15 protein-coding genes are annotated in these 20204 nt (G+C 63.7%); 10 read left to right on the top strand and 5 right to left on the bottom strand.

Annotated features, from left to right (window positions below; genetic code table 11):
• Positions 1-5 precede the first annotated feature (5 nt).
• From WFP36_RS11145 to WFP36_RS11130, 4 genes are read right to left on the bottom strand one after another with little or no spacing between them, the layout of a single operon-like run.
• Positions 6-797, bottom strand: a complete 792-nt coding sequence (locus WFP36_RS11145; RefSeq protein ID WP_336980532.1) for a nuclear transport factor 2 family protein — start codon at positions 795-797, stop codon at positions 6-8.
• Positions 797-1528 carry a nuclear transport factor 2 family protein gene (locus WFP36_RS11140; protein ID WP_336980530.1) on the bottom strand — a complete coding sequence of 244 codons (732 nt, stop codon included), beginning with the start codon at positions 1526-1528 and terminating at the stop codon, positions 797-799. The genes WFP36_RS11145 and WFP36_RS11140 overlap by 1 nt, the downstream gene beginning before the upstream one ends.
• A complete protein-coding gene (locus WFP36_RS11135) occupies positions 1528-2265 on the bottom strand; it encodes a nuclear transport factor 2 family protein (RefSeq protein WP_336980528.1) in 738 nt (245 codons plus the stop codon). Before WFP36_RS11135 ends, WFP36_RS11140 begins: the two co-directional genes overlap by 1 nt.
• Positions 2262-3224 carry an SMP-30/gluconolactonase/LRE family protein gene (locus tag WFP36_RS11130; protein ID WP_336980527.1) on the bottom strand — a complete coding sequence of 321 codons (963 nt, stop codon included), beginning with the start codon at positions 3222-3224 and terminating at the stop codon, positions 2262-2264. Before WFP36_RS11130 ends, WFP36_RS11135 begins: the two co-directional genes overlap by 4 nt.
• Before the next feature lie 177 nt (positions 3225-3401).
• Here WFP36_RS11130 and WFP36_RS11125 point away from each other — a divergent pair, with 177 nt between their 5' ends.
• From WFP36_RS11125 to WFP36_RS11115, 3 genes are read left to right on the top strand one after another with little or no spacing between them, the layout of a single operon-like run.
• Positions 3402-5540 (top strand): PQQ-dependent dehydrogenase, methanol/ethanol family, encoded by a 2139-nt coding sequence (locus tag WFP36_RS11125; RefSeq protein WP_336980525.1) that lies wholly within the window; start codon positions 3402-3404, stop codon positions 5538-5540.
• Positions 5541-5558: 18 nt separating this feature from the next.
• Positions 5559-7349 carry a hypothetical protein gene (locus WFP36_RS11120; protein ID WP_336980524.1) on the top strand — a complete coding sequence of 597 codons (1791 nt, stop codon included), beginning with the start codon at positions 5559-5561 and terminating at the stop codon, positions 7347-7349.
• A gap of 14 nt (positions 7350-7363) precedes the next feature.
• Positions 7364-7948 (top strand): hypothetical protein, encoded by a 585-nt coding sequence (locus WFP36_RS11115; RefSeq protein ID WP_336980522.1) that lies wholly within the window; start codon positions 7364-7366, stop codon positions 7946-7948.
• Here the strand turns inward: WFP36_RS11115 and WFP36_RS11110 are convergent.
• The gene (locus WFP36_RS11110) at positions 7945-8544 is read right to left on the bottom strand and encodes a murein L,D-transpeptidase catalytic domain family protein (protein WP_336980520.1); all 600 of its coding nucleotides are present in this window, start codon (positions 8542-8544) and stop codon (positions 7945-7947) included. The genes WFP36_RS11115 and WFP36_RS11110 overlap by 4 nt on opposite strands.
• 197 nt (positions 8545-8741) lie before the next feature.
• Here WFP36_RS11110 and WFP36_RS11105 point away from each other — a divergent pair, with 197 nt between their 5' ends.
• The 7 genes from WFP36_RS11105 (at position 8742) to WFP36_RS11075 (ending at position 20175) form a co-directional block, all read left to right on the top strand.
• Entirely contained in the window at positions 8742-9755 is a 1014-nt protein-coding gene (locus WFP36_RS11105; protein ID WP_336980791.1) for a L,D-transpeptidase family protein, read from the top strand.
• 102 nt (positions 9756-9857) lie between these two features.
• On the top strand, positions 9858-10385 hold the full coding sequence (locus tag WFP36_RS11100) for an RNA polymerase sigma factor (protein WP_336980517.1): 528 nt from the start codon (positions 9858-9860) through the stop codon (positions 10383-10385).
• A gap of 38 nt (positions 10386-10423) precedes the next feature.
• Complete coding sequence (locus tag WFP36_RS11095) at positions 10424-11368, top strand: FecR family protein (protein WP_336980515.1); 945 nt, start codon at positions 10424-10426, stop codon at positions 11366-11368.
• 1 nt (position 11369) lies between these two features.
• Positions 11370-13802, top strand: coding sequence for a TonB-dependent receptor (locus tag WFP36_RS11090; RefSeq protein WP_336980513.1), 2433 nt, complete (start codon positions 11370-11372; stop codon positions 13800-13802).
• Between the two features lie 100 nt (positions 13803-13902).
• The gene (locus tag WFP36_RS11085) at positions 13903-17124 is read left to right on the top strand and encodes an autotransporter outer membrane beta-barrel domain-containing protein (RefSeq protein ID WP_336980511.1); all 3222 of its coding nucleotides are present in this window, start codon (positions 13903-13905) and stop codon (positions 17122-17124) included.
• Positions 17125-17308: 184 nt separating this feature from the next.
• The gene (locus WFP36_RS11080; RefSeq protein WP_336980509.1) at positions 17309-18889 is read left to right on the top strand and encodes a tannase/feruloyl esterase family alpha/beta hydrolase; all 1581 of its coding nucleotides are present in this window, start codon (positions 17309-17311) and stop codon (positions 18887-18889) included.
• A 38-nt stretch (positions 18890-18927) separates the two neighbouring features.
• Positions 18928-20175, top strand: coding sequence for an MFS transporter (locus WFP36_RS11075; RefSeq protein ID WP_336980507.1), 1248 nt, complete (start codon positions 18928-18930; stop codon positions 20173-20175).
• Positions 20176-20204: the final 29 nt, after the last annotated feature.

The raw sequence follows: 20204 nt of genomic DNA, 5'->3' as shown, positions 1-20204 counted from the left end.
CGAAATCAGTCCTTGGGCGGTTCGGCAATCGGCTGGGTTCCATCGACGAGGCGGCCCGCCTTCAATGAGGCGGCCTGCTCCGGCGTACCCGGCGGGCGGTGATAGGCGCCCACTTCGCCCGCATCGGGCTTGAAGGCCTTGCCGGTCACCGGGTTCGGGTAATGGAACGGCACGATGTAATAGGCGGGATAGGTCAGATAGACCGTCGACGGCGGAAGGTCCGGCGGCGGATCGAACTTGTCCGGCCAGGTATTGTTCAGCGCGTTCTTACCCCAGCCATCCCAGTTGGTGTACATGGTGAAGGGGCCGGACAGGCGGCTGATACGCCAGATGCCGTCATCGCCCTTGCGATATTCGTTTTCGTAAAGCGGCAGGCCCCAGCCGCCCATGCTCATCACATAGGCGCGGCTGCGAACCCAGCCGGTCTTCCCGTCGGCCGAGATGTCGGGCACGGGCTGGAATTGCATGTGGTTGGCTAGCATGCCCGGCTTGGCACCATCGGCGCCGAAGGCGGTCTGCATATATTCCAGCACGCGCTTCTTGCCCAGGAACAGGCCCTTGCCGCCGATTTCCAGCGTGGCATCGTCCGTGAACAACTCAGAGAGCTGGGTCCACTGGCCCTTGTCCACGAAATAGCCATAGGTGCGTTGAAGCACTTCGATCTGGTTGAGATCTTCCAGCCGGGTGATGCGGGCCTCGAGCTGGTCGAGCTTCTGCTCGGCCGGCTTGTCCTGCGCCAAGGCGGGCGTGGCAGTCGCAGCCAGCAGGCTAGCCGCGAGAAGAATGCGCATCTTCATCACTTCCTCCCCACCACGTCGTCAGGCGGTTGTGGCAGGTCCTTCAGGGACTTGCCCGTAACCGGATGGTCGAAGCTGAACGGCGGGATGTAATTGCCCGGCAGCGTGCGATAGACCTCGGTCGGCGGCCTGTCGGGCGGGAACAGCGCGCTGGTCCCTTCCATCGGCAGGGCCGATTTCATGAAGCCCAGATCGTAATCGGTCAGCGCCGTAGGGTAGAAATGCAGGCTGGAAATCTTCCAGACGCCCGCTTCCTTCACATAGCGGTTTTCATAGATGCCGACGCCCCACACACCGTTGTGGCCCGGTTCGCCCAGCATCACCATGCCTTGCCAGCGGCCGGTGGCGGTCTTGCCGTCCTTCGCCACCACGATCACGCTTTGCAGTTGCATGTGGTTGTTGAGATGGGCCGGGGCGAGACCGTTCGGGCCGAACAGCAGCAGCGCACGGCGGATACGTTCGCGCCCGATATAAACGCCGCGCTGGCCATATTCGAAGCTGCCATCCTTGCTGAACAGGTCGGCTACATCGTCCCACAGGCCCTTGTCGAAATAATATCCGTAATCGGCCTGGAGGTTCTCGATTGCGTCCTGGTCCTCCAGCCGTTCAACGCGCTCGCGATAGGACGCGAGGCGGGCTTCCGGGCTCTGGGTCTGGGCGAGGGCAGGGGTGCTTGTGGCGAGGGCCGCCGTGGCCAGCACCAACATCTGCAAGGGTTTCAATCCGCGCATCACTTGCCTCCCTTCACCGGCTTGCCGGTCGCGGGATTGGGGGTCTGGAAAGGCGGTACCTGCACTTCCGGGAAGGGCTTGTAGCTCGTCGTCGGCGGACGGTCCGCGGGATAGGCCTTTGACGCTTCGGACTGCACTAGGCCTTCGCCCGGCTTCAGCCGTGCCCAGCCCTTCTCGTAAGGGGCGAGGAAGTTGACATAGAGGTGGAGCGACTTGATCCGCCAGATCCCGTCCGAGCCCTTCTCATAGCTGTTCTCGTAAATGCCGTCGCGCCATTCGGCGTGCTTCTTGTACTGGCCCAGCATGCCCAGATCGCGCCAGCGCGCGGTGGCGCTGCGGCCGTCCTTTGCTACCTCGATGGAAGGCTGGAGCGTGACCCATTCGTTGAGCTGTCCGTAGATCAGCCCTTCCTGCCCGCCATGCAGAAGCTTGAGATATTCGCGGATGCGCACCTTGCCGACATAGACGCCGTCCACGCCGATCTCGACCGTGCCATCATCGGTGAACAGGTCCGCCGCATCGCCCCACAGGCCCCGGTCGACGTAATAGCCGAAGGCGCGCTGCAATTTCTTGACGGCGCGGGTGCCTTCCAGCTTCTCGATCCGGGCAGTAAGGGCGTTCACTTCCGCATCGATCTGCGCCGGTGAGAGCTTCTGCGCAGCGGCTGGCTGGGGCAGGGCGAGCGCGGCACCTGCCAGCGCAAGGGCGGCCAGCGCGGGGGTCAGTGCGGTTCTCATGGCCAGTCCGGCAGTTTGAAGGCGCGGATGATGAAGGGATCGGGGCTCTTATCCTTCAGCGCGGGATCGAACATGTAGGCGATCTTGCCTTCGGTGGCATAGGCGATGCCGTTCACATGGGTGACGCCGGGGGAGGAATCGAGGCCGGTGCGGATTGGAGTGATTTTTGCGCTATTGCCGTTCACTTCCACATAGGTGACCCGGTTGCCCGATCCTTCTGCCTGCAGGAAGCGATTGTCGCCTACCAGACGCAGGGCGTCCGGGCCGCTGACCGGCTCTGACAAGGTGAGGGTGGTGAGCCCCGCATAGGTCGCGTCCGGGTTCTGCTTGATCCGCTGGACGAGGTTCTGGCGGACATTGTTGATGTAGAGCGTGCCGTCGCCGGAAACCGCGATGCCGTCCACACCCACCAGTTCCGGGCTCTGCGCGAAGAGTTCCAACTCCTCCGCATCCGGGGCAAGGTGGAAAATCCGCCCGCCCGCCGTATCGGTGACGTAGATGTCGGCCAGGTTCTGGATCGTCATGTCATTGCAGGCGGCGGGGCCGTCACCCGGGAAATCGTAAGTGCCCCTCAGCTCGCCGCTGAACAGGTCGAAGCTCTTGAGGCCGGACTTTGCGCCGGGCTGGGGCGGGCCGCCGAAGGGGGGATTGTTGCATACCCACAGCAGCCCGCGATTTTCGTCTGCCAGCACGCCGAACAGCGAGGTCAGGCCGTTTTCCGCGCTGGGGAGAATCCAGGGCTCGGCGGTCGTACCTTCGCTCTCGACGCGATAGATCGTGCCATTGGCGCTGCCGACATAGATGTTGCCGTCGATGTCGGCACTGATGCTTTCGGGGAAGATGCGGCTGCCGTTGATCGGAATATCCGCCGGGGCGCCCTCGGCCGCCTGAAGCGCGGCCGGGAGGGCAATCGTGCCGGCAAGCAGCAGGGCCGCAAGCATGGCGCTGCGTCGTATCATTTCAAATCTCTCCCCCGAATGGGAACGATAGGTTCCTAATCGCGGCCACAATATACTGCGAGGACGGTGTGAAAAGGGGTGTGGCGAAACATAATTTGTTTTGCTTGCTAAGAAGGCTTCACTTTGGTGCGCGCGACCGGCAAAGCCTATGCCAAACCTGCTTGAACGGGATTGAGGATGATACTGGATTTTCAACGCGGCGCTTCGCGCTTCGCTTCCCGCGCAATTGGCGCATTGGCAACCATCGGCTTGTTCGCAAGTTGCGTTTCGGCCAGCGCCGGGCCGGTCAATGGCGAGCGGCTGCGCAAGGCGGATGCCCCAGCCAATGTCGGCGACTGGATGAGCTACAGTCGCACCTGGGACGAGCAGCGCTTCTCTCCGCTCAAGCAGATCAATGACGGCAATGTGCAGCGCCTCGGTCTTGCCTGGTATGACGATCTGGAAACCTATCGCGGCGTGCAGGCCAGTCCGCTGGTGGTGGACGGGGTGCTTTATAATGAAAGCATCTACAACGTGGTCACTGCCTATGACGGCAAGACCGGGCGCAAGCTGTGGACCTATGATCCCAAGGTTGGCCCGGAATGGGCGCGGCTGGCCTGCTGCGGCCCTTCGGCGCGCGGGATCGCGGCGTGGAACGGCAAGATTTACATCGGTGCGCTGGACGGCCGCCTGATCGCTATCGACGCGAAGGACGGGCGCGAAATCTGGTCCAGCCAGACCTTCCCCGAAGGGCAGGAATATTCGATCACCGGCGCGCCGCGCGTCTATGACGGCAAGGTGGTGATCGGCAATGGCGGCGCGGATTATGGATCGCGCGGCTTCGTCACCGCATGGGATGCGGAAACGGGCAAGAAGCTCTGGAAGTTCTACATCGTCCCCACCGATCCGGCGAAAGGCCCGGATGGCGAGGCTTCGGACAGCGCGATGAAGATTGCCCAGCCGACCTGGTTCGGCAAGTTCTGGGAAGCGGGCGCGGGCGGCAACGCCTGGGATGCCTTCGCCTATGACCCGGAACTGGACACGGTCTATATCGGCACCGGCAACGGGGCGCCGCATATGTGGCACTTCCGCAGCGAGGGGAAGGGCGACAATCTGTTCCTCTGCTCCATGGTGGCGGTGAGCGCGACCACTGGCGAGTACAAGTGGCACTATCAGATGGTGCCGGAAGAGGACTGGGATTACACCTGCACCCAGCCCATCGTGCTGGCCGACATGAAGATCAAAGGCAAGCAGCGCAAGGTGGCGATGCAGGCGCCGAAGAACGGTTTCTTCTATGTGATCGACCGCAAGACGGGCGAGCTGATCTCCGGCAAGTCCTATGTTTCGGTCAATACATGGGCCAGCCATATCGACATGAAGACCGGCCGCCCGGTGCTGCAGCCCGGCGCGCATAATACCACCAAGCCCCACCTGATGAGCCCCAGCTGGATGGCTGGCCATACGTGGCATCCGATGAGCTACAGCCCGCTGACCGGCCTGATGTATTTCTCCGCGCAGGAACAGGGTTCCGTCTATGCGCGGGCGGAAGATGGCGTCTATCGCTACATCAAGGGGCGCAGCAATTCCGGCCAGGCCTATGGCAATGAGCAGGAATTGCGGGCGAAGTTGCAGGCCGAAGCGGTGGCCAGCGAGAAAGGCTATCTCCTCGCCTGGGACCCGAAGACCCAGACCGAAAAGTGGCGCGTAGATTACGGCATTCCTGGCTCAGGGGGGGTGCTTTCCACCGCGGGCAATCTGCTGGTGCAGGGCACGATCAACAAGACACTGGCGATCTATCGCGCGGATAATGGCAAGAAACTGTGGGAGATGAATATCGACCAGGCGCCGGTCGCCGGGCCGATCACCTATATGATCGATGGCGAGCAATATATCGCGATCAATGCCGGCTGGGGCGGATCGCCGGTCTATAATCTCAACAAGAACGGGCCGTTCCGCACCTCCACGGCCAAACTGCTGGTGTTCAAGCTGGATGCCAAGGGCGTGACCCTGCCGCCGATGCCGCCGCCATCGCAGATTCCCGCGCCGCCCCGGCTTACAGCTACGGAAGCGCAGGTGACGCGTGGGCGAGAGCTATATTCCCAGACCTGCGTGCGTTGCCATGGCGAGGACGCGATCGGCGGGGTGAAGGACCTGCGCTGGATGGACAAGGAAGCGCATGATTTGTTCAACGATATCGTGCTGAAGGGCATCTATCGCGAGAAGGGCATGGCGAGCTTCGCCGATGTCCTGAACGAGGAAGATGTGCAGGCTATTCACAGCTACCTCATCGCCCGGGCGAATGAGGATTATCAGGACGCCAGCGCAGGCAAGAAATAATAATCAGGGGAATTGAGGATGCGTTTTCATCGGATCATGCTGGCGACATTAGCCGCATCGGCTGCCCTTTTGCCCGCAACGCCTGCATTGGCGCAGGCGGCGGGCGAGGAAAGCGCGGTGCCGGACCGTTCCTGTGAGCGGGACTGTCTGATTGGCCTGCTGCGCGATCACATGGCTGCACTGGCGGCCAAGGACCCGTCCAAGGCGCCTTTCGCGGCGAATGTCGTGTTCACGGAAAACAATGTTCCGATCAGCATCGGGCAGGGGCTGTGGAAGACCGTGACGGGCGTCGATCAGGTGGGGCTGGAAGTTGCCGACAAGGTGACCGGTAATGCCGCATGGTTCGGCTCCGTGAAGGAAAACGGCGCGCCTGCCATCTATGCCGTGCGTATCCATGTGAAGGACGGCAAGATCGACGAGGTGGAAAGCGTCGTCCACCGCAAGAGCGGCCTTCCTGCACCCTTTGGCGACGTGACCAGGATGGTTCACGATCCCGAGTTCAATGAAATCCTGCCGACCGAACAGCGCCGCTCGCGCGAACGCATGCTGGCAATCGCGGACGCCTATTTCGATACGGTGGAAGTGAATGACGGGCAGGTCTTCGCGCCCTTTTCCGACGATTGCGGGCGGCTGGAGAACGGCATATCCACTACTGCACCTACACCCGGCAGCACGGGCGGAAACGCGGCGGCGCTGGCAACCGGTTGCCGCGCGCAGTTCGAGCTGGGCCTCTACAAGATCAACAAGCGCGTCCGCCGCGATTTCTTCATCGTGGACGAGGAACGCGGCGTGGCCGTAGGACGCGGTTTCTTCGATCACGCCAATGAGTGGGATCGTTACCTGCTGACCAATGGGCGCGAGATGAAGACCGCGCTGAAATGGCCGAACTCGATCACCCTGCTGGAAGCCTTCCGCATCAAGAATGCCGAAATCCAGCGGATCGAGGCGGTGTTCACCTATGTCCCCTATTTCAAGCACAACCCGTTCTGGGGCCCGGATTCCAAGGTGCCGACTTACGCGCCGAAGCCTGCGGAATGCGACGATGCCTGCGTGGACCAGACGACGCGCCAGGTCGTGACCAGCTTCGCGGGCAACAAGTGGCATGATGTCAGCTGGGCGCCCAAGGTGGGCTATGCCGAAAACAGCGTGGGCATTCGCGTGGGCGAGGGGATCTGGGCCGGCGTTTCGACCGTCGATCAGAACCCACTGGTGATCGCCGATGCCAAGGCGGGCAAGGGCGTCTGGATCGGCCGGATCGAGGAGCACGGCCAGCCCGCATGGGGTGCGTTCACGGTGTCCTATGACGGCAAGAATGTCGGCTCTATCGACGTGCTGGTTCGCCGCAAGGAATATGGTGCGCCTTATGTCGAGCCGAACGGAGGTCCTTCATTCACGGAACTGGCGCCCGCCGAGCGCACCAGCGCCAAGGTGATGCGAGCCGCCACGGAAAGCTTCTACAAGGCAATGAACACCAAGGGCGGCAAGGCCCCCGTCAGTGTCTCCGCCGAATGCCGCTGGGCGGTCAACGGGCAGGACGTGGGTGATTGCGTCTCGCCCTTCGGCGGGCCGGTTCTGGGCAGCCTTGAACAGGTGCGCGATCGTGAGGTGCTGGCCGTGGACGAAAAGCGCGGGCTGATCGTCTATCGCACCTTCGAGGATTTTCCTGCCGTGGGCGGAGCCGAGGGCACCTATCCGCATACCTATCAGGTGGTCGAACTGTTCCGCTTCAAGAGAGGCAAGATCGAGCGGGTAGAGGCATTCAATTCCGAACTGCCCTATGGGATGAGCCCCACCGCTAAGACAGGTTGAAGGCCGAGGCAGGTATGGAGAGTTTCGTCCCCTATCTGATCCTGTTCGGGATCGTATTCGGGGTGAACCTCATGCCGGCCTTCGGGCCGCCCACATGGTCGATCATTGTCCTGTACGGCCTCAATTCGGACCTGCCGACGCCCGCGATCATTCTCGTCGGGGCCTTGGCCGCGGCATCGGGTCGGCTGGTGTTGGCCCATGCCTTCCGATTGCTGGGAACGCGTGTGTCGGAAAAGACGCGCGCCAATCTCACCGCCGCGCGTGAGGCGTTCGAGCGCAACCGCAAGGGCGGTATAGTGGCGCTGGGGCTGTTTGCGCTTTCGCCCGTTCCTTCGGCGCAATTGTTCGAGGCGGCGGGGCTCGCAGGCGTGCGCCTGCTGGGCTTCACCGCCGCGTTCTTTGCCGGGCGGATCGTGTCCTATTCGATCTATGCCTACAGCGCGAAGGAAGTGAGGCAATCGTCCTTCGGCGACGTGCTGGCGGGCAGTATTTCCAGCCCGCTCGGCATCGGCCTGCAACTGGCCATGATCGGCGCTCTGATCGCCTTCGCCCGGATCGACTGGGCGAAGCTGATCGCCCGCCGGAAGGGCGAGGGTTAGCTCGCCGCGAAGAGGAGTGCCCCGTTGCCCAGCCGGTCCATCACTTCGTTCACCAGGCGGCGCTCAAGGGCGAAGCAGCCCTGACTGCGGCCAATGCGGCCCTGCACGGCAACCAGCGCGGGGTCGACATAATCGGCCCCGTGGATAACGATTGCCCGCTGCAAGGCGAGATTGTTCTGCGGGTCCAGCCCGATCAGACGGCGGGACTTGCCGTGCTTGCCGTAATAGGTGTCTCCCGTGCGGAAGCTGCCCTCGGAAGAGGCGTTGGAGCCGGGGCGATTGGAAAAGCGCGTCGCCCAGCCGCTATTCGCCGGGTCGGAGCCCCGGCCATGGGCGACCAGATAAGAGGCGACTACCCGGCCATTGCCGATATCGACGATCTGGAAGCGCTGTTCGCGCGAATGGTGCGAGAAATCCACGACACCGATAATGTCGCGGCGGAGAATTGAGTTATGGTGCTGGTTCAGTGCAGCCAATGCACGGGGAAGCAGGTCGGGCATGGTGTCATTCTTCACCGCAGCGAAAGCGCGCGGCGAAGCCAGTCCTGCAGCTCCGGCAAAAGCGGCACCAAGAAAATGGCGCCGGTTGAAATTCATGGTGCGATCCCGAATATGCGTTTTCTCTGATGTAATCCGTGGGTGAGACCTTGCAACGCATGCGAATTGGAGTGTCGATGAAGCGAGCCTTACTTGCGATGGTTGCGTTTGGTCTGTGCGGTATTGCTACGCCCGCACTGGCGCAGGCCGCTGATTGGACTCCCGCGAATCTCTCCGTACTCAAACGCTGGGTGGCGATGGCGCCGATGGACGCCTTGCCCGCTCCCTCCGATGCCGCGCTGAAGAAGGCGGAGGCGTCCGGCGATCAGGTCGCGCTGGCCGGGGCGGCAGATGATCTGGCACTCAAGCTCGCCCGGATGCATTTGCTGGGCTGCGCGACCCAGGCCGAACGCAAGGGTTGGAACATCGTCGATACGGATAAGTCGCTCGATCTTCCCGGTCTGCTCAAGGGATCGCTTCAGGCCGGAACGCTTGACGCCTTCTTCGTCAGCCTCCGGCCGCGCGATCCGGAATATGCGGCGCTCCAAGCGGCCTATGGCTCGGCGCCGGATGAAGCGACGCGTAAGGCGATTGCCCGCAACATGGAACGCTGGCGCTGGATGCCGCTTTCGCTGGGCGAGGATCACGTGCTGGTCAACGCCGCCGCTTTCGAAGCCGGGCTCTGGCGCGACGGGCGCAAGGTCGGCACGTGGAAAGTGATCGTCGGCAAAACGAGCACGCCCACTCCGATCTTCAACGCAACCATAACCGGCGTGAATCTCAATCCCTGGTGGGAAATCCCGGCAAGCATCGTGCGCGAGAGCGTCGGCTCGCTGGTGCGCCGCAGCCCGTCTACCGCACGGGCGCGCGGCTATGTCTGGGGCGGCGGGCGCTATCGCCAGAAACCGGGGCCGAATAACTCGCTGGGCCAGATGAAGCTCGTCATGCCCAACCGCTACAGCGTCTACATGCACGACACGCCCAGCAAGAGCCTGTTCGATCGCGAGGTGCGGGCCTTCAGCCATGGCTGTATCCGCACGCAGGATGCTATCGGCTATGCGGCGACCCTGCTGGAAGGAGTGAAGACGCGCGAGGAAGTGGACGCGATTGTCGCATCCGGTACGTCGACCGTGGTGGACCTTGCCCGGCCGATTCCGGTCTACATCGCCTATTTCACTGCCGTGAGTGACGGGCAGGGCGGGGTGAAGGTGCTTCCCGACGTCTATGGCCGCGACAAGCGCATGGGCGGCACTGTGGGCGGGTGCGGCTGATAAGGTTTTCGTATTACGGATTGTTGCGGGGCGCGCGCCGGCTTCCTTCTCGCGCCGGTTGAAACTATATGCAGCCGCTCGCAACAATCGCTGCGGTGGCATTTGTCGGCAAACCGAACTTCTTCCGGCCTCGAGGCGGCATTCCTCGAAAACCGAGAGCGCCTGCTGCGCTTCCTTGCCGCGCGCGGTGCGGGCGATGCGGCTGAGGACATCCTGCACGAGGTATGGCTGAAGATCAGCGCGGCGCAGACCGGGCCGATTTCCTCGCCTCTGTCCTATCTCTTCCGTGCGGCGGACCTGTTGATGATCGATCGCTATCGGTCCACCCGGCAGGCGGAAAAGCGAGAGAAAGACTGGACGGAAGTGAACGGCGGCGCCGTTGCCGGCGTTTCGGATGCACCTTCGCCCGATCGTGCGATCATTGCCCGCCAGCAGGCGCAGCTGGTGCAGGAAACGCTGGATGCGCTGGGCGAGCGGCAGTCCGCAGTGTTTCGCCGCCACCGGGTGGATGGCATTCCGCAACGCCAGGTGGCGGAAGAGTTCGGTGTGAGCCTGAGCACAATCGAAAGCGACCTGAGGGGGGCCTATCGGGCGCTGGCGAGACTTAAGGAAAAAATCGATGAGGCTTGAAAGGGTCGTCTCCGTCTTTGCTGCAGGAGGCTTCGACCATGGCGTTTGACGATCGAATTCTGGACCAGGCCGCTGCCTGGGCCGCGCGGGCGGCCGATCCTTCCTTTGAGGATTGGGAAGGCTTTACCGCGTGGCTGGAAGCCGATCCTGCCCATTCCGAAGCTTATGATCTGGTGACTGCGGCCGTCGCCGATGCGGCCGATGCCCTGCAAACCGCGCCGACCCTGGCCGCCGATGTTGCGCAGACCCCTGCCAATGATGATGACGGCCCAAGGGTTCTTCGTCGCCGCTGGATCGGCGGCGCGCTCGCCGCTTCGCTCGCCGCGCTGGGTGCAGTCGGCCTCTGGCAGGCACAGAACGGCACCTATGTAGTTGAGACGGCGCCAGGAGAGACCCGCATGATCGCGCTGGAAGACGGCACCTCGGTGATGCTGGCCGGCGGCAGCCGGATCGAACTGGACCATGGCGATGCGCGCTTTGCCGAACTTGAAGCAGGGCAGGCCTTGTTCACCGTCCGCCACGACGAGGCGAACCCCTTCCGCGTCGATGTAGGAGAGGATGAATTCGTCGATCTGGGTACCGTGTTCGACGTGAAGCTGAACGGCTCGGTGACGACGGTCGCTGTGTCCGAAGGCGCGGTTGCGTTCAATCCGCGCAAGCAGAATGTGCGCATCGATCCCGGCCATGTGCTGACCGCCGATGCCGCTTCCGCGCGATATACGCTTGGCACGATTGCCACTGCGCAGGTGGGCGAATGGCGGGATGGACGGCTTACGTTCCAGAACGAGACTTTGGGCGCGGTTGCGCAGGATCTCGGCCGAGCGACGGGGCTTGCTATCACCGCCGCGCCCGGTGCCGCCCAGCGGCGCGTTTCGGGCAGCCTGCTGATCGAACCGGTGCGCAACGATCCCGCCAGCCTCGGCCCGCTACTGGGCGTGGGCGTCAGCAAGGCGGACGAAGGGTGGGTGATCGGGGCGCGATAGAATGCGGCGTTACGCCCTCCTGGCCCTTGCGGCACTGATCTCCACGCCCGCCCATGCGCGGGACGTGGCCGTCAGCGCGCCTGCGGGCCGTGGCGGCGATGCGGCCGTGGCGATCGCGCGCCAGACTGGCACCAGCATCGTGCTGGCCGATCCTGCGCTGGCCAATCGGCAGGTCCCGGCGATCAAGGGCAAATATTCTCCCGCCGAGGCCGTGAAAAAGCTGGCGAAGGCACTGGGTGCCAAGGCGATCCCGGCGGGCACTTCCGGCTGGCGGCTGGTGGCTGATGCCAAGCCCCGGCGTAGTGCTGCGCGTCCCTCTGCCGGACGCAGCGGAAACCCGCGCAAGGCTGCGCCGCCGCCCCGGCAGGCTCCGTCGCAGGATATCGTCGTGATCGGTTCCAAACGGGATATCGAGCTGGCGCTCTATCCCGGCGCGGTGGAAATGATCGACGGCAAGGATCTGACCTTTGGCGGCACAGGCGGCACGGAAAAGATCATCGAGCGTGCGCCCACGGTGTCCTCCACTCATCTGGGTAGCGGACGCAACAAGCTGTTTATTCGCGGCATTGCCGATTCCAGCTTCACCGGGCCGACGCAGGCTACGGTCGGGCAGTATTTCGGTGACCTGCGCCTCAGCTACAATGCCCCGGACCCGGACCTTCGCCTGTCGGACCTCGAGCGGGTGGAAATCCTCGAAGGGCCGCAGGGCACACTGTACGGCGCGGGGGCGTTGGGCGGCATTCTGCGCATGGTGCCAAAGGCGCCGGAAACCGGCGTGACCAGCGGCTCGGGCATGGTCGGGGGCAGCGCGACCCAGCACGGCGCGCTGGGCGGCGATGCGAGCGCGATGCTCAACCTGCCCATCGGCGAGGCGGTGGCTCTGCGCATCTCCGCCGATGCGGAAACGCGCGGCGGCTACATCGACAAGCCGTTGCTTGGCCGCAAGGACGTTAATCGCACGGATGTCCTGGGCGGGCGTGCCGCCCTGCGCTTCGAAGTGGGAGAGGACTGGACGGTCGATCTGATCGGCATTGGCCAGACGACCTCCGGGCATGACAGCCAATATGCCGACCGCGATGGCCCGCCGCTGACTCGCGCCGCGCGGGTGGGCGAAGGTTTCGACGCCGATTATGCTCAGGGCCAGATCGTAATCTCGCGCGAGTTCGGGGATATCCGCTTCAAGAGTTCCACCGGCATTACCGGGCAGGAACTGGAGGAGCGCTATGACGCTACCCCGCCCGATGGCGATCCGCGCCTGTTCGTCCAGAAGAACGAGACGGACATGATCGCCAACGAGACCCGCATCTGGCAGCCCTTGGGCGAGCGTTTCGGCTGGCTGTTCGGCGCCAGCTTCACCAGCAACGACACCAAACTGACGCGCACGCTCGGCAATCCGGAGGTGTTTGCTTCCACCACCGGCGTACGCAACGCGGTGGACGAGTTCACGCTCTATGGCGAGGCCAGCTATCGGCTGTCACCAAGCCTCGTCGCCACCGCAGGCGGGCGATTCACCCATTCCTGGCTGAGCGGCGATGGCGAGGACATCGCCCTTGCCAGCCTGACCGCGGAAAAGGCCGACCTGCTCGCTGCAGTGACGGCCGACCGCAAGGAGAGCGCCTTCCTGCCCTCAGCCTCGCTGGTGGCAACCGTGTTGCCGGAGACATCGCTTTATCTGCGTTATCAGGAAGGCTTTCGACCGGGCGGGCTGGCGATTGCAGGGGATATCGTTACTCGCTTCAAGAACGACCACATCTCCACTTTCGAATTCGGGGTTCGTCACGGCCATCCGGGGCGAGGTCCGTTCGATCTTTCCGCCAACATCTCCTATACGCGCTGGACCGATATCCAGGCCGACTACATCGACAGTTCGGGCTTCCCTACCACTGCCAACATTGGCGACGGGCATATCTGGTCGGCCAGCGTGAAGGGCAGTGTGGCGCTCACGCCGGAACTGCGCGTCGATGCGGGCCTGACCTATAATGACAGCCGTGTGGACGATCCTTCGCGCATGCTGGACCTGACATTCGGCACCGCGATCGGCTCTCCGGTGTTCGGGCCGCCGTTGCAGGATGCCAATACCGGGCGGATCAGCCAGGTGCCTAACATCGCGCGCTTCGCCGGGCGGATCGGGTTCAATTACGACCGCGAGATCAGCGACGATCTTTATCTCACCGCACAGGGCTGGGCGAGCTATGTCGGCAAGTCCCGCCTTGGGGTGGGCCCGGAACTGGGCGAGGAGCAGGGCGACTATCTCGATAGCGGCCTGACCGTGCGCGTCGGCAATGACCATATGGGTGTGACACTGGGCGTCACTAACCTCACCGACGAGGAAGGTAACCGCTTCGCGCTAGGCACACCCTTTGCCATCGGGCGGGACCAGATCACGCCGCTGCGCCCGCGTACCGTTCGTCTGGGGCTCGACGCAGCCTTCTAGGCTGGATGCGTTCGGCGCCTCCCGCAAATTTTTCTCTGCTCCGCCAAGGTTGCTGCACAAGGCCTCCGTCTGCAGTTCGAAGACAGAGCTGGAGCAACCCATGTCCCGTAACCTTCTGGTTTCCACTGCCGCTTCGGCAGTGGTCGCCGCATTCCTTGCCGCGCCTGCAGCGGCGACCACCATTTCGACCGCGGTAACGACGCCGGTTCGCACCTCCACCGCGAATAATGGCTCCGCCGATGCCGTGACCATCGCGTCGACCGGCTCGGTCAAGCCGGCGGGCGGCACCGCCGTGACGATGGATTCCAGCCATGCCGTGACCAATCAGGGCACGGTGGCGATCGCCAATGCCGGCGACGCAGTGGGCATTCGCGCCACGGACGGGACCAATGGCGCAATCGTGAACAGCGGCGCGATCACGGTGGACGAGAGCTACACTCCCACCGACAGCGACAATGACGGGGATCTCGACGGTCCCTTCGCCCAGGGTTCGAACCGCTTCGGCATCCGCACCGATGGTGTGCATACCGGCGCGATCACCAATTCGGCCACTGGCGTGATCACGGTGGAAGGCAACGATTCAGCCGGCATCTGGCTGGGCGGTCCGCAGAACGGGGCGTTCACGCATGACGGCAAGACGCTTGTCACGGGCGACCGCAGCGTGGGTGTTCATGCAGGCGACGTTACCGGCAATGTCCGGCTGGCGGGCACCGTCTCCGCAACTGGCAAGGATGCCGTCGGCGCCGAATTCACCGGTGACATCGCCGGCGCACTGGTGGTGCAGGGCACGATCACATCCACCGGCTATCGCAAGACCAGCGCGCCGAGCGATACTTCCAAACTCGATGCGGACGATCTGCTGCAGGGCGGCCCGGCGCTGGTCGTGGCGGGCAATGTGTCCGGCGGGATCGTGCTGGCTGTGCCGCCCAAGGATGCAAGCTCGACCGATAATGACGAAGACGACGACGGGATCGAGGACGCCAAGGAAGGCTCTGCCTCCGTCATCTCCTATGGCGCTGCTCCGGCTTTCGTCATCGGCGCGAATGGCGATGATATTGCTATCGGCCCGGTGGTGGGCGCTGGCAGTGCCTATGGCGTGCAGATCCAGGGCACGGTCGCCGGCAATGGCGTCTATAGCGGTGTCAGCGCCAGCGGCATGGTGATCGGCGGCCAGGGCGGCGCGGTCAGCGTTGCGAACGGCATGTCGGTCTCCGGAACCATTTCCGCCATCTCCAAGGGTGCCAGCGCAACCGGCTTGCGTTTCGGTGCCGGGGCGTCCGTTCCGATCCTGCAGGTCTCCGGGACGGTCTCTGCCACTGGCGGTACGGACGATGCCTCCAAGAGCGTCGCGATCCAGATCGACGTCGGCGCCAATCTGCCCGCGATCAGCAATAGCGGGACAATCAAGGCGATTGCCGGAGGCGAAGGCGGTCATGCGACCGCGATCCTCGACAAATCGGGCAGCCTTGTCCTGATCGAGAATTCCGGCATCATTTCCGCAAGCGGTGCCGCGGCAAGTTCCACCCGCAACATCGCGATCGACCTTTCCGCGAACACGACCGGGGTGGTCGTCAAGCAACTCGCAGTCGGCTCGGGCGTCGCTGCCCCGCAAATCCTGGGCGACGTGCGCTTTGGCAGCAATAGCGACGTGTTCAGCGTGGCCGACGGCCTCGTGAAGGGGAATGTCTATTTCGGCGAGGGCAATAACAGCTTTGCCCTGTCCGGCGATGCCGTGTTCCAGGGTAAGGCCTTGTTCGGCGGCGGGGCGGACAGCATCACGCTCGGCAATACGGCGGTGTTCGATGGCGTGGCCGATTTCGGCGGCGGCGCCGATACGCTGACGCTTGGCGCGACGTCCCTGTTCAAGGGATCGCTGGTCAATTCCGGCAATCTCGCGGTGACGCTGAACGGCGGGGTGCTGGATGTCTCGACGCCTGCCTCGATCGGTTCGCTCAATGTGGGGGGTACCGGTATTCTGGTTGCCACGCTCGACAAGACAGCGGGCGAGGGGACGGCCTATAATGTCGCGGGCACTGCCAGCTTCGCCAGCGGATCGCAGCTCTATCTGCGCCTGTCCGATACGACGAATGCCGAAGGGCGCTACACGATCCTGCAGGCAGGAACGCTGACGGGCGCCTCCAACATCACGACCAAGTCCGACCTCATGCCTTACATTTTCAAGGGCACGCTCGCGGCGGATGCAGGGCCGAACAAGCTGGCCGTCGATGTTGTCCGCCGCACTACGACGGAACTCGGCCTCAATCGCTCCCAGAGCACGGCCTATAATGCGATCTACGCCGCGCTTGCGCAGGATGACGAGGTTGAGAGCGTATTCCTGGGCCTCACCAATGCCGACCAGGTCCGCAATCAGGTTCGCCAGATGCTGCCCGATCATGCAGGCGGGGCGTTCTCTTCGATCAGCCTGGGCAGCCGGACCTTCGGCCAGCAGATCGCCGATCCCTATGGCCCGGTCTATTCCGCCGGAGGGATCGACATCATCCTGAGCGCGGCGGCCTGGAACGCCAAGAAGGACGAGCGCGATACGGCAGCCTACGATCTGGGCGGGTACGGCTTCTCCGCCGCAGGCGAAATCCAGACCGGCCTGGGCAGCATCGGCCTCTCGCTGGGCTGGCTGTCCAACGATTATGACAGCGGCGGTTCCGACAATACGGTCAAATCCAATACCTATGAACTCGCGGCCTATTGGCGCGGGCAATGGGATAGCTTCAATGCCTGGGCACGCGGGTCCTATGGCCTTGCCAGCTTCAATGGCAGCCGCCTTTTCGCAGGCAAGGCGGGCGACAAGACTATCCAGCGCACTGCCTCGCGCGAGTGGGACGGCGATCTCGTCACTTTCAGCGGCGGCGCCTCGTGGGAAGGCGGCGGATCGTTCTTCTACCGGCCGACCGTGACCTTCGACTATATCCGCCTGAAGGAAGACGGCTATTCCGACACGGGTGGCGGCAAGGGCTTCAACCTGATCGTCGACGAGCGCACCTCCGATGAACTTGCGGTCAATGGCGGGATGACGCTGGGCCTCGATTTCTCGGGCAACAGCCGATACGACTGGAACTGGTTCCGCGTCGAAGCCGAAGGCGGCTGGCGCCAGATCGTTGCCGGATCGCTCGGTTCCACCACGGCCCGTTTCGAAGGCGGCCAGAGTTTCACGCTGGACCCTGAGCAGACCACCAGCGGCTGGTATGCCCGGCTGCGGGCCGTGGGCGGGGATTCCGGCTACACGATGGGCGGCGAAGTGAGCGCCGAGGACCGCTTCGGCAATACGGCCCTAGCCGTGCGCGGCAATCTGCGCATCGGCTTCTGAGCTTGTGGGAACGGAAGGGTGCTGCCCCGCCCCTTCCGTTCCCAACCCCGCGATCGCGCGCGGCTCAGTTCCCGCAAAATGCGGGACAACGTTGCCTCGCGCTTGCATGCCATCCTTCATCGTGGAATGAACCGGGTCAGACAGAGACCGGCCCGAAAAGGGCACGATGGGGGAGGAAGTGACGATGAAGTCCTGGAAGCTGGGCGGTTGTGCCCTTTTGCTGGCGGGCACTGCCTTCACCATGGGCAATACGGCTCCCGCCGCCAACACTTCTACGGCATCGGGCAAGGCGCCCGCCTGTGCGGCATTCGCTGCCACGGTTCTGGGGCCGGACGTGCGGATCACTTCTGCGACCCATGTCGATGCATCGGGCAAGGATTTCGTCGATCCCAATGGCTGGACCGTTGCCGGCCTGCCCGCCCATTGCCGGGTGGAAGGCGTGGTGAATGAACGCAAGGGCGCGGGCGGCAAGACTTACGGCATCCGCTTCGCCATGGCCCTGCCTGACGATTGGAGCGGCCGCTTCCTGCTGCAGGGCGGGGGCGGGCTCAACGGTTCGGTACTGCCCCCCACCGGCCCGGTGGCGTCGGACGGTCGCCCGGCACTGGCGCGCGGCTTTGCCGTGATTTCCAGCGATAGCGGCCATCAGGGCGTGGTGTTCGATGACAGCTTCATGGCCGATCAGCGCGCGGCGCTGGATTTCGCCGAAAGCTCGGTCCGTACCGTGGCCCTGCTCGGCAAGCAGGTGACGCAGAGCTATTACGGCAAGCCTGCCGACCACAGCTATATGACCGGCTGCTCCACTGGTGGGCGCGAGGGCATGCTTGCCTCGCAGCGCTATCCCGAACTGTTCGATGGCATCATCGTGGGCGCGCCTGCCATGCGCACGGGGGATTCCAATCTCGGCGTGGAATATACGCAGGTGCTGTTCAACCAGGCCGCGCCGCTAGGCACCGACGGCAAGCCGGACTTCACGCAGATACTCACCGCGGCAGACCGGACCACCTTGCTCAACGGCATTCTCGACCAGTGCGATGCGCTGGATGGGTTGAAGGACGGCATGATCGAAAATGTCGCCAAGTGCGACTTCAAGCCCGCCAAGCTGCAATGCACGGGCGCGAAGAAGGATGGCTGCCTCAGCGCCGGGCAAGTGCGCGCGCTGGAGCTTGGCCTTGCCGGTCCGAGCGACAAGGCAGGCTTCCCGATCTACACGCGCATGGCCGCCGATACGGGCATCATGTCGACCCCGATGGGCTATCTCCCCACGGGCGGGCCGGGCCCGTTCGGCCCGCCGAGCACGGCCACCAGTATCGACCTGGACGCGCGTATACATGCCATCCGCCAGGATGCAGCCCAGCGCCTGACCGACACGAATTACTGGACGAACCTGAACACCTATCTCGATCGCGGCGGCAAGATCATGTTCTTCCACGGCGTATCGGATTTCTGGTTCTCGCCCTTTGCCACCTGGGACTGGTACCAGCGCGCACAGGCCACCAACGGGCAGGCTTTCACCGATGCCAGCCGGTTCTACATGGTCCCCGGCATGCTCCACTGCCAGGGCGGCAATGCCTATGACCAGTTCGATATGCTGGGCAAGCTGGTGGACTGGGTGGAACAGGGCAAGGCACCGCAGGAAGTGATTGCCCACCGCAAGAACCCGGCAGTGGCCAGCAGGCCGCTTTGCCCTTATCCTGCCTATGCGCACTATACCGGCGGAGATCCGGACAAGGCGTCAAGCTTCGCCTGCAAAATGCCCGACTGAGGCAGAGGCGGGGCCTGAAACGGGGGAGAGGGGGATCGATGGAAGCGCGGCGTTCTTCGGGCACTTATCAGGTCCTCCTCGTCACTCTCCTGTGCCTCAATTTCGGTATCCTGTTCTTTGACCGGAATGCGCTCAATTTCCTGATGCCTTTCGTGCAGCCCGAACTGGGGCTGAGCTACACGCAGGTCGGCATGTTGGGCTCGGCCCTGTCGCTCACCTGGGCGGTCGCGGCGATCTTCGTCGGCTGGCTTTCCGACAAGGCGGGCAAGCGCAAGATCCTGATCGTCCTTTCCACATTGCTGTTTTCGGCCTGCTCGGTCGTCTCGGGCTTTGCCTCCTCCTTCCTCATGTTGCTGGGCGCGCGGCTGGTGATGGGCCTGTCCGAGGGCGGTGTCATGCCGATCAGCCATGCGATGGTTGCCGCAGAGGTCACGCCCAAATGGCGCGCACTGGCCATGGGAGTGACGCAGAACGTCGGATCGAGCCTGCTTGGCTCCACTGTCGCACCGCTGGTTCTGGTGCCTGTGGCGCTCGCCTGGGGCTGGCGCGATGCGTTTTTCCTCGCCGCCGTGCCGGGGCTGATCTCGGCGCTGCTGATCGTGCTGTTCGTGGTGGAACGACCGGTGCCCAAGGCAGCACCCCGAAAGGCGGGCGAGCGGGCGCCGGTGGCCGAAGTGCTGACCAATCGCAACGTTCTGGCCTGCACGGTGATGGCGGTGCTGCTGGTTTCCTACCTTGTCGTAACCTGGGCCTTCATGCCGCTGGTGCTGGTGCAATATCGCGGCATCGACGACAAAACGGCTGCCGGGCTGATGGCGGTGCTGGGCGTCTCATCCTTCCTCGCCAGCTTCATCGTCACCGCCATCTCGGACTTTGTCGGCCGCAAACCAGTGATGGTGGTCAGCAGCTTTGTCGGGGTGATCCTGCCGCTCGGCGCACTCTATTTCGATGGGCCGGTGGCGATCCTGGGGCTCATCTTCTTCGTCGGCTGGATGTTCAACGGCATCTTCCCGATGTTCATGGCCACAGTGCCGACCGAATCCGTTGGGCCGCGACAGGTGGCCACGGCCATGGGGCTGGTGATGGGGGTGGGCGAAATCCTGGGCGGAGTCTTCGCACCGTTTATCGCGGGCTGGCTGTCGGACCTGTACGACCTTCAGGCGCCGCTCTGGTTCCTGATCGTGCTGGTGATCCTCGGCGGTATCACGGCGCTGTTCCTGCGGGAAACGGCCCCCCGCATCGTAGGTGAACGGATCGAGCCGGAACTGGCCGACGAATTTGCCTGAAAGGCGCGGCGGGGCTGGCCCGGCCGCGC

The sequence above is a fragment of the Fulverythrobacter fulvus genome (assembly GCF_037154085.1).
Taxonomy (GTDB): domain Bacteria; phylum Pseudomonadota; class Alphaproteobacteria; order Sphingomonadales; family Sphingomonadaceae; genus Andeanibacterium; species Andeanibacterium fulvum.
Note: the sequence above shows the minus strand (reverse complement) of the source record. Positions and strands in the feature narration are given on the sequence as shown.

What these genes read in the sequence shown, in the direction of transcription:
- WFP36_RS11145 (WP_336980532.1), bottom strand. Translation starts at nt 797, where the DNA reads ATGAAGATGCGCATTCTTCTCGCGGCTAGCCTGCTGGCTGCGACTGCC.
- WFP36_RS11140 (WP_336980530.1), bottom strand. Translation starts at nt 1,528, where the DNA reads ATGCGCGGATTGAAACCCTTGCAGATGTTGGTGCTGGCCACGGCGGCC.
- WFP36_RS11135 (WP_336980528.1), bottom strand. Translation starts at nt 2,265, where the DNA reads ATGAGAACCGCACTGACCCCCGCGCTGGCCGCCCTTGCGCTGGCAGGT.
- WFP36_RS11130 (WP_336980527.1), bottom strand. Translation starts at nt 3,224, where the DNA reads ATGATACGACGCAGCGCCATGCTTGCGGCCCTGCTGCTTGCCGGCACG.
- WFP36_RS11125 (WP_336980525.1), top strand. Translation starts at nt 3,402, where the DNA reads ATGATACTGGATTTTCAACGCGGCGCTTCGCGCTTCGCTTCCCGCGCA.
- WFP36_RS11120 (WP_336980524.1), top strand. Translation starts at nt 5,559, where the DNA reads ATGCGTTTTCATCGGATCATGCTGGCGACATTAGCCGCATCGGCTGCC.
- WFP36_RS11115 (WP_336980522.1), top strand. Translation starts at nt 7,364, where the DNA reads ATGGAGAGTTTCGTCCCCTATCTGATCCTGTTCGGGATCGTATTCGGG.
- WFP36_RS11110 (WP_336980520.1), bottom strand. Translation starts at nt 8,544, where the DNA reads ATGAATTTCAACCGGCGCCATTTTCTTGGTGCCGCTTTTGCCGGAGCT.
- WFP36_RS11105 (WP_336980791.1), top strand. Translation starts at nt 8,742, where the DNA reads ATGGCGCCGATGGACGCCTTGCCCGCTCCCTCCGATGCCGCGCTGAAG.
- WFP36_RS11095 (WP_336980515.1), top strand. Translation starts at nt 10,424, where the DNA reads ATGGCGTTTGACGATCGAATTCTGGACCAGGCCGCTGCCTGGGCCGCG.
- WFP36_RS11090 (WP_336980513.1), top strand. Translation starts at nt 11,370, where the DNA reads ATGCGGCGTTACGCCCTCCTGGCCCTTGCGGCACTGATCTCCACGCCC.
- WFP36_RS11085 (WP_336980511.1), top strand. Translation starts at nt 13,903, where the DNA reads ATGTCCCGTAACCTTCTGGTTTCCACTGCCGCTTCGGCAGTGGTCGCC.
- WFP36_RS11080 (WP_336980509.1), top strand. Translation starts at nt 17,309, where the DNA reads ATGAAGTCCTGGAAGCTGGGCGGTTGTGCCCTTTTGCTGGCGGGCACT.
- WFP36_RS11075 (WP_336980507.1), top strand. Translation starts at nt 18,928, where the DNA reads ATGGAAGCGCGGCGTTCTTCGGGCACTTATCAGGTCCTCCTCGTCACT.